The 17,656-nt window shown below is 57.3% G+C and carries 15 protein-coding genes; 1 reads left to right on the forward strand and 14 read right to left on the reverse strand.

Annotation, left to right across the window (positions count from 1 at the left end):
• Window positions 1-2: 2 nt before the first annotated feature.
• On the forward strand, window positions 3-392 hold the full coding sequence (locus tag KUV22_RS11525) for a DUF2237 family protein (protein ID WP_222231273.1): 390 nt from the start codon (window positions 3-5) through the stop codon (window positions 390-392).
• A 346-nt stretch (window positions 393-738) separates the two neighbouring features.
• On the opposite strand, the gene KUV22_RS11530 is transcribed toward KUV22_RS11525, so the two are convergent.
• From KUV22_RS11530 to KUV22_RS11595, 14 genes are all read right to left on the reverse strand, one after another.
• Entirely contained in the window at window positions 739-1,560 is an 822-nt protein-coding gene (locus KUV22_RS11530) for a LuxR C-terminal-related transcriptional regulator (RefSeq protein ID WP_222231274.1), read from the reverse strand.
• Window positions 1,560-2,357, reverse strand: coding sequence for a LuxR C-terminal-related transcriptional regulator (locus KUV22_RS11535; RefSeq protein ID WP_222231276.1), 798 nt, complete (start codon window positions 2,355-2,357; stop codon window positions 1,560-1,562). Before KUV22_RS11535 ends, KUV22_RS11530 begins: the two co-directional genes overlap by 1 nt.
• A gap of 396 nt (window positions 2,358-2,753) precedes the next feature.
• Window positions 2,754-3,773, reverse strand: coding sequence for an AgmX/PglI C-terminal domain-containing protein (locus KUV22_RS11540; RefSeq protein WP_222231278.1), 1,020 nt, complete (start codon window positions 3,771-3,773; stop codon window positions 2,754-2,756).
• Window positions 3,774-3,785: 12 nt separating this feature from the next.
• Window positions 3,786-4,307 carry an ExbD/TolR family protein gene (locus KUV22_RS11545; RefSeq protein ID WP_222231280.1) on the reverse strand — a complete coding sequence of 174 codons (522 nt, stop codon included), beginning with the start codon at window positions 4,305-4,307 and terminating at the stop codon, window positions 3,786-3,788.
• Window positions 4,304-4,843 carry an ExbD/TolR family protein gene (locus tag KUV22_RS11550; protein ID WP_222231282.1) on the reverse strand — a complete coding sequence of 180 codons (540 nt, stop codon included), beginning with the start codon at window positions 4,841-4,843 and terminating at the stop codon, window positions 4,304-4,306. Before KUV22_RS11550 ends, KUV22_RS11545 begins: the two co-directional genes overlap by 4 nt.
• A 52-nt stretch (window positions 4,844-4,895) precedes the next feature.
• A complete protein-coding gene (locus KUV22_RS11555) occupies window positions 4,896-5,582 on the reverse strand; it encodes a MotA/TolQ/ExbB proton channel family protein (RefSeq protein ID WP_222231284.1) in 687 nt (228 codons plus the stop codon).
• A 100-nt stretch (window positions 5,583-5,682) separates the two neighbouring features.
• A complete protein-coding gene (locus KUV22_RS11560) occupies window positions 5,683-5,982 on the reverse strand; it encodes a hypothetical protein (RefSeq protein ID WP_222231286.1) in 300 nt (99 codons plus the stop codon).
• On the reverse strand, window positions 5,983-6,639 hold the full coding sequence (locus KUV22_RS11565) for a tetratricopeptide repeat protein (protein ID WP_222231288.1): 657 nt from the start codon (window positions 6,637-6,639) through the stop codon (window positions 5,983-5,985).
• On the reverse strand, window positions 6,626-9,529 hold the full coding sequence (locus KUV22_RS11570; protein ID WP_222231290.1) for a tetratricopeptide repeat protein: 2,904 nt from the start codon (window positions 9,527-9,529) through the stop codon (window positions 6,626-6,628). Before KUV22_RS11570 ends, KUV22_RS11565 begins: the two co-directional genes overlap by 14 nt.
• Window positions 9,526-11,583 carry a tetratricopeptide repeat protein gene (locus KUV22_RS11575; RefSeq protein ID WP_222231292.1) on the reverse strand — a complete coding sequence of 686 codons (2,058 nt, stop codon included), beginning with the start codon at window positions 11,581-11,583 and terminating at the stop codon, window positions 9,526-9,528. Before KUV22_RS11575 ends, KUV22_RS11570 begins: the two co-directional genes overlap by 4 nt.
• 19 nt (window positions 11,584-11,602) lie before the next feature.
• Complete coding sequence (locus tag KUV22_RS11580) at window positions 11,603-12,166, reverse strand: AraC family transcriptional regulator (RefSeq protein WP_222231294.1); 564 nt, start codon at window positions 12,164-12,166, stop codon at window positions 11,603-11,605.
• Window positions 12,167-12,357: 191 nt separating this feature from the next.
• Window positions 12,358-13,386, reverse strand: a complete 1,029-nt coding sequence (locus KUV22_RS11585) for an FAD:protein FMN transferase (RefSeq protein WP_261319464.1) — start codon at window positions 13,384-13,386, stop codon at window positions 12,358-12,360.
• Window positions 13,387-13,413: 27 nt separating this feature from the next.
• Window positions 13,414-14,985: a general secretion pathway protein GspF gene (locus tag KUV22_RS11590; protein ID WP_222231296.1), complete on the reverse strand. Its 1,572-nt coding sequence runs from the start codon at window positions 14,983-14,985 to the stop codon at window positions 13,414-13,416.
• Between the two features lie 87 nt (window positions 14,986-15,072).
• On the reverse strand, window positions 15,073-17,655 hold the full coding sequence (locus tag KUV22_RS11595; protein ID WP_222231298.1) for a LamG domain-containing protein: 2,583 nt from the start codon (window positions 17,653-17,655) through the stop codon (window positions 15,073-15,075).
• Window position 17,656 lies beyond the last annotated feature (1 nt).

Here is a 17,656-nt window from a genome sequence, read left to right on the forward strand (position 1 = left end):
TCATGGCTATTACTTTGGAAATGCACGAATCGTTGAACGTATTCGGTGATCCTTTAGTGCCGTGCAGCACAGATCCGTTAACTGGATTTTTTCGCGATGGGTGTTGCAACACGAATGATCAGGATCTGGGTTCGCACACGGTATGTGTCGAAGTGACAAAAGACTTCCTGACGTTTTCCGCGGAACGTGGTAACGATCTCAGCACGCCGGTGGAGGAGTTTGGTTTTCCGGGGCTAAATCCAGGGGACCGCTGGTGTCTGTGTGCCGCCCGCTGGCTGGAAGCGCAGCAAGCCGAAATGGCCCCGCGTGTTTTTTTGCAGCGCACTCACGTAAAGGCGCTGGAAATCGTGCCAATGGAGGTGCTGCGTCGGTACGCGGTCGATTTGAATTAATCGCTGGAGCCAGCCTGGCGAGCCAGATAGTGCCCAAAATAACCTGGCAAGAGATGCGTGATATGGGCGGCTTGAGAAATGCACGTGAACAACGCCAGTGCAAGACGGTCATCCAAGAAAAAAGCGCTCTGAGGTAAGCCGTCCCGGCTTACCCAGAGCCAGCCTTGCGGCTGTAACCAACTCACAGGATGAAAATTTGTTGGTGAGCGCGAAGTCCCTATCTAGGCCGCCGTTAATGCCGGCGTGCGGTCTGCTCAGAATTTAGAATGCGCCCATTCGCGGTGCCGGGCAATAGCCCATTCGGATCTATTTGCTGCAGTTTGCCCTTCACTGAATCCCTCTCAGCCTATATCAGGCCTTCGTTAAGACACTTCGAAACTAACTGTCCCGTCGTCTTGCAGCCGGATTTTTTTAGGATATTTTTGCGGTGATTTTTTACCGTATGCGCAGAAATTCCCAGTAATTCGCTGATGACAGCGCTTGTCTTTCCCTCCGCAAGCAGTTCCACAATTTCCAGTTCCCGCCGGGTGAAAAGTGACGGGGTGGCGAGGAAATGGTCAGGATTGTTGAAAACGTCAATATTGCGGTAGTTTTCCCCGCCATGCAGATTCAGCAGCGAAAGCTTGCGGTTGCCCTGCTGGGCGAGGTGGCTGATGTCGGTGTGAATTCCCAGCGTACGGGCGACCCCAAACCGTTCATCGGTATCGAGAATAATGGCCTGATGATTGAACAGTCTGTAACTGCCATCGGCAACGCGCAGACGGCCGCTGTAGGATATTTTGAATTCCGTCACCCGCGCCATGCCGATCTGGTTTTTTAAAATGGAAAATGCGGTTTCTTCGGCCTTGGCAACAAACGGAATATCCTCCGGGTGTCCCCGGTCAATCAATGATTCGATCGTGGTATTTTCAGGATCCAGCCCCAGAATCGTTTTGATTTCCGGGCTAACCAGCATGGGCTTGTCGAGATTGAGGAAATCCAGCACATAGTAATAACAGGGGCCGCTGCTGAAACTCGCACTGATAAAACGATCCAGCTCCAGTCTTTGCTGTGCCACATCCCGCCGGGCGAAAGAATTTGGAACCTTGCGCAACGCTCGGTAGATAGATTCCTTTGATTCGTGCGGTTCCCTCGATTCCTTCGGCGGCAGCGTGATGGGGAGATCCATCAAATCACGCCTTCGCCCACGCAACTCGCCAGAAGCTGACTCATATTCTGGCAGCCCGCCTTTTTCAGAATACGCTTGCGATGGTTCTTGATGGTGTATTCCGATAGCGACAGGGCTTCGCCAATCTGGGCACTGGTGAGCCCTTTTGAAACCAGGCGGATTACCGACAATTCACGTTCGGTAAAGCTCGGCCGATTGGGCTGCTCGGCCTTGGAGTGGTTATCCACCTCCAGATTGAGAAAAGAGGGCTCCCCGTCCATACCAATCAGGGACAGGCGATAGTTGTTTTTCGTGGTCAGGTGGGAAATATCCGTATGTACGTTCAGTGCTTTACTGACCCGGCCATGGTCGTCCGTATCCAATACTAAAGACTGGTGGTTGAACAGCCGGTATTCACCGCCTTTTACTCGAAAACGGAAACAGTAAGAGACCTTGTAGCTGGTGACCTTATCCATGCCGATACGCTCTTGCAGGAGGCGTATAGCGGTGGCCTCGGCGCTGGCGACAAAATCCATATCTTCTGGATGAATTTGGTCCAGGATCGATTGGAAGGACATGTCGCCGATTTTGAGATCGTGGACCTGTTCCACCAGCGGGCTTACATACACAAGCTCCTGGTCAAACAGGTCAAACACGTAATGGTAATGGGGGCCATTGCTGAACACGCGCCCAACCAGCTCGTCCATTGGCACCTTGCTCAGGTCGGTTTTGCTCTTGGCGAACACGTTGTCGCTCTGCTCCCAGACATCGGTGAGCAGACCCGTATCGGGTACTTTTTCTTTTTCTTCTATGGCCATTGTGGCTGTCCCTTTTACCTTCCCGCTAAACATCCCGGCGGTATCAACAACTGGCCTGCGGCGTGCCCGAAAACAATGCGCATAGCGCCGGGCGGCCAATCCAATACATTAGTGTGAACGTTGTCACAGTTCTGGTGGGACACTTGTACCAGAACCTGCTCGTTTCTTGCAATGCTAATTGGTACTTAGGCAGAAAAAACGCTGTGGACTGTCAAAAAATACAGGAAAGTACGGACGTGGCCTGAGCAAAAAGCGGGCAGGCAGAATGCACTAATTCGATGACGGGTGGGTAGCGGACGAATAGCAGGTGGGAATCAGGGACGATAAAGAGGGTTGCGGTGAGTCCGGCTGATTAAATTCAGACCAGGACTCACCGGCATCGTCGACCGCTAGTGCTTAGGAAGGCAGGAAGTCGATGGAGTAGTTCAGCGTAGATTTTTCCACGTTGGCGGAACCGAAATTGATCAGGCGAATCCGCGCGAGCAACTTGCGCTCCAGGTCTGCGTTTTCCAGTTCACTGCTCACCAGTGTCACCGCGGAAATCACGCCGTTGGGCTCGATCACAAGCTTCACGGTAACCTTGCCCGCCAGTGTCGGATCGCGACGCAGGGCGCGGTTGTAGATCGCAAAGATCGCCCCCTTGTTGGCTTCCATAATCTGGCGAATGGATTCCTCACCACGCGAGCCGCGTTCACGACGCGCCTGCTTGCCGCTGGACTCGGCCGCTGCAGTCGCTTCCGTCACTTCCACCTGAGTGGTTTCGCGGCCAGACAGTGCAGAACCGCCGGTGTTGCGGCTGAGCTGCCCGGTATTGATGCCGCCGCTGGCAGTTTTCGATTTATCGCTGATCATTGAGCGATCAATCTTCTGCGCATTGGCTGCGCCACTCGCCAGGGAATTGGCATTGGCCACCTGAGATACGTCGAGGCTGTCGCGCATATCCATCAGGTCGTCCTGCAGTTGCATCAGGCCGCTGTTTGCCGCCTTCTCCCGCGCCTTGGCAACCTCTGCTGCCGGGGCCTTTTCGCTCAGTGGCTTGGGTTTGACGGTCTTGATCGGTTTCGGCTTGGGCTTTTCCGCCGGTTTGGGTTTTTCTTTTTTAACTTCCTTGGGTTTCTCAACCTTTTTCTCTACCGGTTTTGGCTTGGGTTTTTCCACCGGCTTGGGTAGCTCTTTTTTCTCCAGAATGACCCGCGCCAACTGTGGTGGCAGTTGTTCTTTTTGCTCACGGGTCAGTTCCGGTGCCGGAATAAACGTGAACAATGCACCGAGTACCACGAACGCGATAAAACCGGAGCGCAGGAACTTGCCAAACCGCTGGTCTTCCTCTTCGGCGGAGGCCCAGGGGAGTTTCGAATTGTAGTAGTGCCACGGCATTAACGCCGCGCGGCCGCTTGCTGGGGAGGCTGGTGACATGTACATACCTCCTTACTGGCCAGCGGCAGATGCCGCCGGGTCCTGCGGTGTCGTCTGGGTTACCGCCAGATCGATATCCCGGTAGTCCGCCGCCGCACAGGTGTTCATGATCTGCTTTAACAGCGCATAGGGAACCTCTTCATCACCCATGATGGTCACCGGGCGTCCCAGATCTTGTTTCTCTTCCGGCAGGGGCTCCGCGCGGCTGGCGAGGTACTTCAGCTCGTTCAGCAGCGGTTCGATTTGTTCCTGGTCTGCGGAGATGTCCGCAACCATGGCAATCATACGGTTGCCTACCATCAGCTGGTCGCCGTTCACGCGCACTACCGTGGTAGTTTCCGGCTTCTGGGTGGAAGTGGATTCCGGTAGTTTGATGGTCTTGTCCGTCTGCAGTACTTCCACATCGGAGGAATTCACCAGCAGGAAAAATACCAGAATGGTGAAGATATCCATCAGGGATACCAGATTCAGTTTGGTTTCCTTATGCCGGCGCTGTTTGCGCCCTTTCAGCTTGCCGCCGATCGTCGCTTTCATAATGCGTTGCCTGCCAGCTGCTTGTCCTGCGCTGCGTCACCCTGTTGGGGCGCGTCGCCGAGGGAAATCTGTGGAAACAGCTCCGCGTCTACAACGGAAGCTGCAACTACCGCACGGAAAGAACGCGCGGTGTCCATGGCGCTCACCAGTGTGCGGTAAGAAGTCCCCGGTTCAGAGAGAATTACCACATCTTTCTTGTCGATATCCTTATCCCGCAGGGCGCGTTTGATCTCCTGCAACACGTCAGACACCAGCTTCAAATCCGCCTTACCGTCCCGGTTGGGAATTCGCTTCACACGAATGCCCGCCGGATAGTTGATGTCGATGTATTCGGCGCGCAGCACCATTTCCAGCTGTTGATTTTCTTTCTGCTCCGCCGCACTGGCATCACTCAGTCCCGGAAGGTTGAGGTTCAGTACGGAGATATGGGAAAACACCATATTCAGAAGCAATACCGGTACCAGAACGGTCATCAGGCTCATAAAAGAGGTGATGTCCAGATCCGGATCGGTTTCCAGCCTGCGTCGGATAGCCATGGCTCTCTCTTGTTCTCGTTCTTAACGTTGTCGGGTCTAGCGCTCGGGGCGATTAAGCCGGTGCACCGGCTTTGGCCGCAGGGCGCGCCGCCGCTTCGGTTTTTTGACCGCGAGTCAGGGTAATCAGGTTAAGAAACTTCACGCCGGCCATTTCCAGGCTGTCGATGATCTCGTTGGTTTTGTTCTGCAGCATGGAGTAGGCCAGCAGCAGCGGAATTGCAGAGATCAGGCCGAAGGCGGTGGTGTTCATCGCTACCGAAATACTGGAAGACAGCATGGTGGCTTTTTCCGATGGGTCGGCATTGGCTACCGCGGTGAACGCCGCGATCAGGCCGATAATGGTACCCAGCAGACCGAGCAGCGTAGCGATGTTGGCCAGGGTAGCCAGGTAGTTGGTGCGCTTTTCCAGGCGCGGCACCGCTTCGAGAATACTCTCTTCGATGGCCATCGCAATGTTTTCATCTTTGCGCGCGTGCTGGGCGGTGCTAATACCGGCGGCAACGATCTTGCCTACCGGGGCTTTTTCGCCCTGGGCGAACTTGAGCGCGGCGGCGAAATTACGCTGCTGCATCATCGGCAGAACCTGGCCATAAGCGCGACGGTTGGCGAACTTGGCGCGGGACAGGAAAACCCAACGCTCCACAACCAGCACAATGCCGATGACCAGCACCAGTGCGATGGGATACATAAAGGCGCCGCCATTTTGGAAAAAGCGCAGCAGTGTGTTGAAAAACTCCATGGTAAATCTCCGGGACGTAAAGATTTTTGTTGTGATTAAGTTATATGTGTTTCTAAAAACGTAATTCGGGCACTAGTATCTGTGAACGTATAGTGCCCTTTTATTCTTCGGCGTCTGCCGCCTTGAGCAACTTAATTTCCCTGTGTAATTCCGAGTATTCCTGGTGTTGGAAACTGTGGGTAATTGCGCTGGGTAGTGTGCTCTCGATCTTTTCTAGGCTGGTGGCCTGTTTCCAGGGAATGATATACAACACTTTGGGCTGTTCCTGGCTACCAATAATGGTCGACTCCAGCGAAATAACATCACCGTCATCGTCCTGCGCCAGCGCAGCACCTGAAAAGACGGCAAGGGTGCAGGTAACGGCAGTAGTCAGTAAGCGGACACGTTTGATCGTTTTCATCTACAGTCTGCGCTCCAGATCCATAATCCAACCTTTCAGCATCCGATCTTCCTCTGCCTCCAGTGCCTGCGCTTCGCGGTAGTGATGCAAAGCCTGTTCCGGTTTGTGCAGGTAGAGGTCAAAGAGAATTCCCAGATTGCGATGGCCCATGGCGAAGTCTGGCCACTGGTTCAGCGCGCTCTGATACGCTTCGCGGGCTTCGTCAAAACGGCCCTGATCGCGCAGCAATACGCCAAGCGAGTTCCAGGCAAACACATTTTTTGCATTGGCGGTGACCGCCTGTTGTAGGCTTTGCTCCGCCTGCTCCGGTTGTTCCAGCTTCAGCTGTACTTTTGCCAGGTTGAGCCAGGCACCGGAAAGTTCCGGCCATTGGCTCACCACTTGCTGGAGCTCGGTTTCCGCCGCAGCAAACTGTTGCTGCTCGAAGTAGCCGCGGGCGTTCGCCAGTGCCTGTTGGGCACCAGAGGGGACACCGGGGGCTTCGCTCAGATAGGGATTGGGCGAGGCAACCCGTTTGCTCGATTCACCGTCGGCCATTGTCGGGGTTGCAGCACCTTCATCGGGTGCTTCCGGGTTACTGGCACAGCCACTGAGCAGTAGTGCGCCGAGTGCCAGCAAGGCTGCGCATGTACGCAGGTTGCGATTAATACGCTGCATCGCTCCACTCCACAGTTGACTCCGGTTTGCGGTAACGGGCGGGGAGCAGGTTTTCCAGTGAGGAGAAACTGTTCTTGATCCACTCGTCATAGACGCCATCGGCGGTGCGCTTGATGTTGGCCTCATGCAGTTCGATGGCTTTTTCCTCGAACGGATAGGCCTGTTCTTCCAGCAGGATTTCGTACTGCTCCAGTTCCAGCGGATTCAGGCCATTGGGGCGTTGCGAGTCCATCAGGTCGCGGCTCAACTGGCGATAAATTTCTGCCAGGCGATAGTTGGCGGCGGTGGTGAATTCGGCAATACCAAATTCCAGTACTTTTTTGTAATCCGTAACGGTCGTTTCCATCGCCTGCTTTTTATTGCGCAGGCTTTGTTTCAGCGGCAAGGTCAGTGCCAGGCGCTCGAAACGCGCAAAGCTCTGGTCCGCCAGTTCGTTTTGCGCAAAAGCGGCGAGATAGCGGCCGCGGGGTTCGGAAACCTCGTTGCTTGCCAGGCTCTGCAACCATTGATTACGCGCGGACTGATCGCCGGCTTTACCGTACAGGGTGACCAGTTGATGTTGCGCTTCCAGGTTTTGCAGCGCAGGTTGCCGCCAGTCACGGGCATACAGTCGATACGCGTCGATCGCGCGGGCGCGGTTGCCGGCAACTTCAAACTGCTCCGCTGCCAGGTACAGTGAGTTGCGGCGTACGCTCGGGTCACTGTCTGTTTTTGCCAGCATCAGCAATTCTTTGGCGGCGGCTTCCGGCAGGTCCATACCCTGATACACCACCACGGCCTTAGCGGTCAGTGTCGGCGTCAATTCGTGTTGTGGATAAAACTTGCGGAAGTCCAGCAGTTCGGTGTGCGCGCGCGGCCAACGCTCCAGACGCATCAGCTGGTTAATCGCGTCGTACTGCGCGGTTGCGGCGATCGCAGAGCGGCCGCTGTCGCGTACCCGCAACAGCAGCTCGATGGCTTCTTCCGTGGGCGCCACGAATTCCATGCTGTTGGTGGTCAGTAGCACCTGACTCAGAATCACTTCCGCCTGTTTATAGATCGATGACTGCAAGCGGTCGCGCGTGCTGATGTAATCCGGGTCGCCGCTGGCCATGCCGGCAAGCAACTGCGCATAGGCCTGTTCTGCCGCCGGGTAGTTCTCTGTTTCAAACTGGCTGTGGCCCAGCAACAGCAAGATGCTGCGGCGCTGTTTAGGCGTAGGTGGTGGCTGCCAGCCTGCCGCCTTGATGGCCGCATCGATGGTTTCCTGATGACGGTACTGGGCAAACAGGTTGTGCGCCGCATCCAGCTGCGCCGGCAGTGCCCGGGGATCCTGCGACCAGCTATCGGCAAAGCGCAGGCTGGTTTCGGTTTTCAGATCCAGCCAGAGGTTAGCCTGTTCTTCGTTGTTGTTGATCTGCTTTTCGGCATCATAAACACGCCCGGCCATGAGGATCGCCGCATAACCAGCTTCGGTGGCTTGTGGGGGCGGCGTGCCGGTTTCCTTGGAGATGCCCCAGGCCACGTGACGGTATGCAGCGAATGCCTGCGCATACTGCCCAGCCTCGTTCAGACTTTCCGCCATCAGGAAAGTGAGTTCTGGGATTTTCGGGTCGTCCGGGAAGGTATCGGTAAACTCCCGATACAGCGTGGCCGCAGCGATAAAAGCTTCGCGCGATTGTTGCTTGGCTCGAGCCGCGGCTTTGCCGCGATTCTTCGGGTTCTGTGCTTCTTTTGCCAGGGCTTGGGCGCGGGCGTGATCAAAGCGAGCTAGCTCTTCCAGCCAGGGTTTCAGATGAGTCCCGATCAAATGGCGCTTGGTATCGTCGGCAGTTTGCCAGTAACCGCTGCGGCTGCCGTACCGCGTAACAAAGTCCCGTTTGGCCGGTATCACTTCACTGGGGAAATTGCCCTGTTGCAATATCTCCACCGCACGCACATGCATCTGCGGTGCTTCGTCCGTTTGTGGATATCGTGAAGCGAAAGTCAGAAAGGTTTGTGCACCATCCCGGTAGCGCTCGGTTTCCGCATACCAATTCCCCAGGCCGCGGTACAGCAGGTGATGGTAAGAGCGCGGACCTGCGTCGGATACAAACGACTCAATTACCTCGGCACCGCCCAGATAGTTGAAGCCAAGTGCCAGTACCCGCAGGGTGTCGTTGGCCAGTCGGCGCTCACCCTTATCGAGCTGGCCGAGGAGTTTCTGCTCTTCGCTATTTTCTGCCAGCAGGTCATCCATCAGCGTCAGGAAGGTTTCACTGGCCGCCTTGTAGCGTGCGTCTTTGAACTGGCTCCAACCGAGCATGTAGCGGGCGTTGCGCGCAAAGGGTGTATCACCCTGGGAAAGCACTGCGGCAAAATCGCGCTCCGCGGCCCGGTACTGCTTGCGCCCAAAGGCGGCTTCGCCGCGGCGGAACAACGCCTCGGCAATAAAGGGCGACTCCGGGTTACGCTGGACAATCGTTTCCAGCGCATCGAGCGCGCCCGGTGCATTGCCATCGAGGGCGCGTGCGCGAGCCAAGCGGTAGGCCAGGTAGTCGTCGTCGGCAGATGTTTCCAGCAGCGCTTCGTAATGACGCACGGCCTCGGCATAGGCTACGGCCATTTCCGGGTTGTCTTCCTGCAGCTGTTCCAGACGCTCCATTTCAAGGTCAGCAAGACGCAGTTGGATCTGGCGGCGGGTCCTAGGGTCCTGCTGCGAAGACAGGGCTTTCTGGTAGCTGTTGATCAGCGCCGGAATTTCCAGCTTGGGCATGGCGACCAGTGGTTCCGGCGGCAGTGCAGCGGCTGGCAGGTCTGCCAGGGTTTTGCTGTTATCCACGTAGCCGGCGCAGCCACTCAGTGCCGCGGAGGCACACACCGCGAGGGCGAGCAATTGTTTGCGGGGCGGGCGTGAAAATAAAACACTCACAGTGCCGGCTCCAATTCTTGATTCACCGAGGCTGCTTCGTCAGTTGAGGGTACTTCATCAGCTGAGGGTTTCTCACTGGCTGAGGGCGCTATCGCTGTCGTCGGTTCAGCGGCAGGCAGGTCGTAGTGCCCCTGCATGGCGGCATCCTGAATGCGCGCGATGGCCAGGCGCGTATGCGCGATATATTGCTCAACACGGTCGCGGGCGCCGCCCAGTGCACTTTGCAGATCTGCGCGGATCTGGGTTTCGATCACCGCGCTGGCACGGTCAATGGCGTTGCGCTGCTGATTGATACGCAGGCCGGCATCGTCGACGCTGCCGCTCAGCAGGTTGAGCTGCGGCGCTTCGGCGGCGATACGCGCTACCTTGCGCTGATTGCGCGCGGCATCGACGAGTGTGCCTTCCAGCGCATCGATGGTTTTGCGCTTTTCCCACAGATTCTGGTGGTACTGCTCGGACGCGTGCCACTGCAGAATACCGCGCGCGCGTGCCAGGGTCTGCTGTTGGTAGTTGCTGGTTTTGCCTGCGGCACTCAAACGTGCATAACGTTGTTCGGCTTCGCGCAGCATTTGCAGAAATTCCGACGTCTCGCCGGTTTGAGTGGCCAATAAGGCGAGGCTGTCCTTTTCAGATTCGATGCGCCGTAACGACGCCTGTAATTCATCCAGCTGCTGCTCGGCAATTTGTACCTGCTGGTCGTACTGGGCACTATCGTGTGCCTGCACAATACTGAGTCGGCGCTGCTCGCGTTCTTCGATCAGGGTGTGAAACTCGGGGAGGCGTTGTTGCCAGCGGTCCAGCACCCGGCGCAGCTGTTGCAGGTCGCGCAGCTCTGACAATTGCAGCTGCAGGCGATCACTTTGCATCATCTGTAGCAGGTAGTGCTGGTTCATTCGAATCAGCGCGGGGGTTTCCGCATCTTCCAACCAGCCGTAGCGCTGCAGGTCGATTTTTTCGTCGCCATCAATTTCGGCAAACTGTAATTTTGCGGCGGCGCTATGCAGATTGTTCAGGTCGGTGAGGGCACGCTGGTATTGCTGCTCGGCGCTCTGATAGGTGCGCAGTGCAAGCTTCGGGCGGTCCAGAGCTTCGTAGGTATACGGCAGCGCGAGCAGTGCTTCCTGTACCTGCGGTAGTAACGGGTTTTGCCGGATCAGGTAGCCCAGCGCGTCCACCGCCTGGGTGTGCATCTGGCCATTCACCGACGCCCAGCCGAGGCCGAGCAGCGCGTCTGCTGACCAGGGTGTATCGAGTCTTACCCGGCGAAATTCCTCGGCCGCCGCGGCGTAATCCCCCTGCAGCGTCAGGGCATAGCCCGCGCCGATACGCGCTTTGTCCCGCAGGATGTACAGCTCTTCGCGCAGCTCCGCGTCGAGATCTTTGTCGAGCGTGACGGTGTCCACGAGATCGGCCGCGCGCTGGTATTCCGCGGCAGCCGCCGGGAAGTCCTCGTCGCGTGCGAACGCGGCAGCCAGGTTGTTGTGCCCGAGTACACGCTCCGCTACCGCCAGGTCGGCCATGCGCAACAGTTGCGCAGCCTGATCGAGATCGCCATTGCGAATCGCCAGGTTGAGGGTCAGGGTGGTTTCGTGGATGGCTCCGGATTTTTCCAGCTGCTGGGCCGCGGTGTCCCAGTTCTGGTGGCGGTAATTCAGCTCCGCAAGCTTCATCCAGGCGATCTGGCGGAAGCGCGCCAGGCGCTGATGATTTGCTTCATCAACGGCTTTTTGTAACTGCTGTTCGAACAGCGTGGCTGCCTGGCGCTCGAGGCCAAATGCCAGGCTGATACCGCCGCGGATCAGGTCCGCGTTATCCGCATGATGGGAAATACCGCCGCGCAGGTCGGATACCATCAGGGTGCTCAGAGCATCAAAGGTGTTGCCTTGAAAGTAGTGGTACAGGGCGGCGCCGTAGCGCATGTCCTGTGCTTGTTGGAATTTTTGCTTGCCCGACTCTGCGGCATTTTGGGGAGCAGGTTCACCTTGCGCAACACAGGTGCCGGCCCCGGCAATAATGCCGGTCAGCGCGAGCGCCAGAGAAGCTTTCTTAAGCACAACAGACCCCATGGGAAACTCAGGGTGCCGGCCATTGGACGACGCTGAACTCCGGCTGCTGTTTGCTGCCAGCATCAGAAATACGCAGCTCGATCACCGCCGGTTCGTCGGTCTTTTTCAGCTCCAGGCTGGCGGCGCGCTTGAATTCGCGCTGCTCGGGGCCGGTGCCATTGAAAAATGCCGTGATGGTGTGTTCACCAGACTTCAGGTTGCCCTTGAATAGCGGCTGGATGCCGCCGCGGAACAGGGCGTCTTTCTGGTGCTCGGTATACAGGTGGGTTTCCACCAGTTTGTTGTTGATATGCAGTTTTACAGAGTCCAGGTCAAAAAAGTGACCAACGTCCATGGACACGTACACAGCCACCTGGCTTTGCGCGGGGAACAGTAGATCTTCTTCCAGTACCAGCAGATCCCGATTCAGCTTCAGTACTTCCTTTTTCAGAGATTCCAGATCCTCTGCAGGAAAGTCGCCTTCCTGGGCAAAGCTCTGCCCTGCGGTCATCAGGGTGAATGCGGTAAGCAGAGCACCAAACTTGGTACGGATACCGGTGCGTGGGCGGGGAAGGTGACACAGGGAAAACATGGTAAAACCTGAAAAATATTGTGTTCGGTTGTCGTTAATTATTCGCGCAAGTGAGGGAGTGATTATGTCAGTGCATCACGTCTTACGAGTGAATTGATTCACATTTTTGCCGTGCTGACCCGTATAAATTCTTAGTGTCTTGTCTATAGATACAAGCTATTTCCGCCCTGGCACTACTCATCTGGATGCGCTTAGGGATTGCCGAGTCCGCTGGAGAAATACATCCGGCGGTTGGCATCGATTACGATGGCTTCAAACCCGTCCATGCGCTCGATCAGCGCGAGTCCTTTGCTTTTGCCCAAGACAAAAACACTGGTGGAGAGTGGGTCGGTATCGAATCCCTGTGGGCCAATTACGCTAACGCTAATTAACTTTTGTACATCCTCGTTGTGAGCGTCACTGCTCTGGCCGTCGTGCTGGATGGCACTGTCGGTGGGCTTTCCTGTGGCCGGGTTGAAGATGTGATGCACCCGGTGATCGTCGTCATTAATAAAAAACCGCTCGTAATCCCCGGATGTGGATAGGGCGGTATTCTCCAGCGGTATCACCGCGGCATTCTTGCTTTTATCTCTGGGGTGACGAATGCCAACCAGCCAGGGCTTGCCTCTTTTGTCACCAATCAGGCGGGCGTCACCGCCGGCACTCACATTGGCATTGGTAACACCATATTGTTTCAGAATATCGACAGCACGGTCCACCGCATAGCCCTTGGCGATGCCGCCAAGGTCAATCTTGGTGCGGTGGTCAGCAAAGCGCAGCGTACCTGCATCGCGGTCGAGCTCGATATGCTGGTATCCAACGGCCTCGAGCAGACTGTCGGTGGTTTTTTTGTCTGCCTGCTTTTTCTCGCGAAAGTTGTACAGGCTACCCACCGTTGCGTAGGTAATATCGAAGGCCCCGTCGGTTTGTCGGCTATAGAACAGGGACTTATCCACAATTCGTGCCAGCTCGTCGGATACCTTCACCGCACTTTTGCCCGCGGTGCGATTCACTTCGGATAGCTCGCTGTCTTCCTTGTACGGCGAGAGTGCGCCATCGATACGGCGAAACTCATCCATCACAGCGCGAGTAATCTGCGCCGCCTGCGCGGTGTCCTCGTGCCAGAACTGCAGATGCACCTCGGTACCCATAATGGCCTGCTTGTCGTAGTGCCACTCGGCATGCGTCGCGCCGGCGCCAAGCAGACTGCAGGCAAACATTAGAAGGCGAATCGGGTACATCTTGTTACTTCGCTAATGAGTTTCGTGTTAGACGATGGGCTGGAACGCCGTCAGGCTGTCCATCAGGCTGGCATTGCCGAGGCCGTGATTCGGGAACAGGCTACCAAAATTGCCCTGCTCACCGTGAAGCGCCATGTAGTTCAGCACTACGGTCTGCACCAGCTGGTTGACGTTGTTCGCCGCCGGGCTACCGGCAGTTTCCACATCACCGGATGCGCGCATGTAACCCAGTTGCTGGTGGCGTGCCTGCTCGTCGGCACTGCCGCCCAGCAGTTGTGGGCGACCCGCAGGATTGTAAACCAGGAAGAATGATGCAGCGGTTTGCTGGTTGTCGCCGGTCCACACGCCTTTACCGCGGCCTTCCGCGGAGTCGTCGATCATGCCGTTACTGAACACGGAGCCATCACTGAATACGTACACCATCAGCGGTTGGTTAACCCGGCGTGCGTACTCCAGGCAGGCGCCGATACAGCGGCCTGCGCGCAGGTCGCGGAGCTCGCCGGTGGCGCGATCACCGGTGTGGTAATCATAACCACCCATGGTGATGGTGCCGGCGCCGGCGTAGCCATTGATCACCAGTTTCATGGTGGAAGCCGCTTTCTGGAATTCGCGATCATTGAGGAATTCGTTCGAGCTGAAAATACCGGCGGGGCCGACAATATCCGGGTCCAGCGTCGGATCCAGTGCAGACGGGTCGCCGAAGCGTGCGGCGAGGTCGGCGCTCTTCATGTAGCCGCACTTCACCAGATCCTTGATCACCGCGTCATTGGTGACGCGGGTGTTGACCTTGCCCAGTTTGGAATTGGAGATGCGGTACATGGATTCCATTACCGCCACGGTGTCTTCCTGGCTCAGCAGGCCAACCAGATCGCCAACATCAACCAGACCGGTAACGTCCGATGGGCGGTCGATCTTGGTGGGGCGCACTTCGGGGTTAATCAGATCCATCGGTGCCATGGAGTTGCCGCCGGATTCACTGGTCTGGGAGCCGATCAATGCCAGTAGCGAACCGTTGGCGCCGGCGCGGTTGATGCCGTACATGGGGTTGTGCGGGTTGTTGCCGGTGTCGTTTTCCGAGCGTGCCGGAATGACCGCACCATTAATCGCGCCCGCTGTTCCGGGGGATATTTTTTCAAGGATCCCCGCCAGCATCTGGCTGTCGTTGTGAAACGCCAGACCCAGGTCGGTGTTGTACAACGGGTTGCCGGTGCCATCGGTCAGTGAAGGCACCATATCGCCGGGCAGACCCTGCTTGCTGTAACCCGCGGTGCTCAGGAAATCGAACTGGCCACCCTGCTTCCCAACAAGCACGTTGGAGCCCGCGATGTTGGCGCCACCGGCCAGGTCAAAGCAGATGAAGGGGATTTTGCCCGCACCGTTCTTGCTGACGCCGCACAGGGCGCGCATCGCTTCAAGGTCTGAAGACAGGCTGACCTCTGCCTGGGCCGGATTGGCGAACAGGCTGAATACCGAACCGCCCAACACGGTTGCCATGCCGGCGCGGAAACCCTGGCCGAGGAAGTCTCGTCGACTTACCGGGCGGTGGTGGTCCGGGTGGCGCAGTGGTTGGTCCAGTTCAAAATGTTTTTTCTTGCTCATGACGTTTCCGGGTTCCCGGGTCTTGCGTATTTTTTAATGCGTTGTCTTGTCGTCGCGCTTCGCTCAGCGAAGCGCACACACAAAAATTTAGTGGATCAAAATCATCGCACTGCCCATCGCTGCGGCGCAGGCAGCTTTGACGGTTGTGGCGGTGCGGTCTGCACTGCAGCCAGCGCCGCAGGCGGTCATCTTGTCGATCAGACCGTCCAGCTCGGCGCGTACCGCGCTTTCATCCGGTGCGGTACCCAGCTGCGCAGTGTGGCCGCCCACAGCCGCGCTCCAGGTAATCGGCCGTCCCAGCAGGTTTTCCAGCAGCGGATCCAGAATCTGTGCGCGCTTGGTGTCGTTATCAAACGCACTGCTCGCGGCAGCGGAGAAGTCGAAGCCGGAGAAGTAGCTGGCGCGCGCACTAGTGTCGTCTACCAGGGTGCTGCAGTACTTCACCGCCAGCTGGGTGATACCCATTTGCTGCGCGGCGAGGAAGCCCTGAATATCGGCTTCCACCGGCAACTGTTGTTTCACCTTCTCCCAGGTGTCCACCACGTCTGGATGCGCACTGGAAATACCGGTGGCTGCAGACAGTACTGCGTGAATTTGCTCAAAACGGCGAATACCAATGCGCGGTTGCGGGGTAAGGTCCGCGGCCGCAGCCGGCGCGGCCGGGGTGGCTTCCACGCGTACGAACTCTTCATTACCCAGGCGCTCGAAGGTCAGGAAGAACTCGTCCGAGGTGGGGCCTTTCTCCAGGCTGATGATGGTGCCGAGCGGAGAAAGTTTCTGCCCCGTTTCTGCATCGTAATCGGTTGCGCTCACCGTGGTATCGAGATTCGCCCATGCCTGTCCAACCACAGCTTCACGACCGTTGATACCGATACGCATACCCTGGATAACAACGCCGTCCGGGGTAACACCGTCTTGCAGGCTGATGAACTTGGGTTCGCTGAACAGGTAACCGTGGTTGTCGAACTGCTGTACCTCGAACATCACGTAGCCTTCCGGCACGTTGGTCTCGTCTTCCACCTTGAACAGCAGCAGGTATTTTTCACCGACGCCCGCATCGTAGTTGGTCAGGATGTCATCCTGGCTCAGCGCGCGGGAGTGAACCGCCAGCAGGCGCACGGAGCCGTGCCACTGGTTTTCATTGGAGACTTCGCTACCCAGTACCAGCGCGAAGGTATCGTCCCAGGTAGACAGCAGGCCCGCTTCCACTGGATCGGCATCGCCGGTGAATTCACCGTTCACATACAGGCGGCGGCCGTTGATCGGGTCAAAGGTGGCAACCACATGTTGCAGGGTTGCCTGCGCGCGCTCCGCCATATCGTCGGTGATCAGCGCGGGCATACCGTCGGCATTGGTGCTGGCATCGTTGCGGTTCTGGAAGGTGTAGTTGTACATCGCCTGGCCGAGGGTGAAATTGCGAATGTCGTTGCCACCGGAGTAGCTGACAATCCGCGCCGGGCCTTCCTGTACCACGTTGGCCGGGGCGACCCACGCTTCGATGGTGTATTCGCCGGTGCCACTCAGGGTGTCGAACAGACGCTTACTGGTGGCGGTAGTTGCCTGGGCTTTACCGCCGGTCAGCTGTACACCCCAGGAACCAAGCCATTCATAGTCGCCGGACAACTTCAGATCGATGGCCGGGTTGATGCCGGAGGTATCGTAGGCGATATCGTCGCTGCCGGTTTTGAATTCGTACAGCGCGATCGCGTTGTTATCGATGCGGCCGCCGCCACTGCTCACCACACCGTCGGTGAGGTACAGGGCTTTACTGATTACCCAGTTGGGATCCACGGCGGTTACCGAAATACCGTCGGCGAAATTGCGAATTGCTGCGGCCATGGCATCGGCGTTTTCCGAACAGTTAGTCCAGCAGTTGTGGAAATCGCTTCCCAGGCGCACCACGAGACGAGAATTCTCCGGGCTGTCGAGGTCAATCCGCGGTTTCGCGGCCTCGTAGGCCTGGTCGACATCGCTGCTGGCTATGTACGGCTGTTGCGCGGTACCGGCGTCTTCGCTGTGACAGCTGGAGCAGTATTGTTCCAGCAGCGGATAAATGGTGCTCGCAAAGTTGCCGCTGGATTCCGGGAAGCTTTTACTCTCGCCGACTTCGCGCTCGGTGGGAGGAGTGAGCGTGATGGTGCTGGCCACGGAGCCGGCCGCAGAAGCCCAGTCGGCAATGTAACCGGTAATAATGTCCGCGCAGGCGTCGGCACTGGCGAGCCAACAATTGTGGCCGCTGGCCACCTTAGTCACCAGGCGCGAATCTTCCGGTGCGCCCAGATTGACCAGGTCACGGCCTTCGCCGTGTGCGAGGTTGATATCGTCGCCGCGCACAAAGCGCGGGCTCTGGTTGCCCTCCACATGACAGCTGCCGCAGCGGTTTTCCGCCGCCAGGTTGTCCCAGATATAGCGCTTGTAGTTCTGTACGTCTTCACTTTCCGGAGCCGGGCCGGCATAGCTGGTATCACCGGAATCGGGATTGGTGTTGGGCAGCTCTTCGGTGGACTGCCCGCTGCCGCCGGAACAGGCGACCAGCACGGCACTACTGAGAATGGTGGATAACAGCGCGGCCCTGCGCAGGCGCGGGCGCACAACAAGCTGGCAAAAATCGGACATGATCTGCAGGGGATTTTTCTGGCTGATACTGGTCGCTGGGGTCTCGTAGTTCATT

This window comes from Microbulbifer agarilyticus (genome assembly GCF_019800665.1).
Classification (GTDB): Bacteria; Pseudomonadota; Gammaproteobacteria; order Pseudomonadales; family Cellvibrionaceae; genus Microbulbifer; species Microbulbifer agarilyticus_C.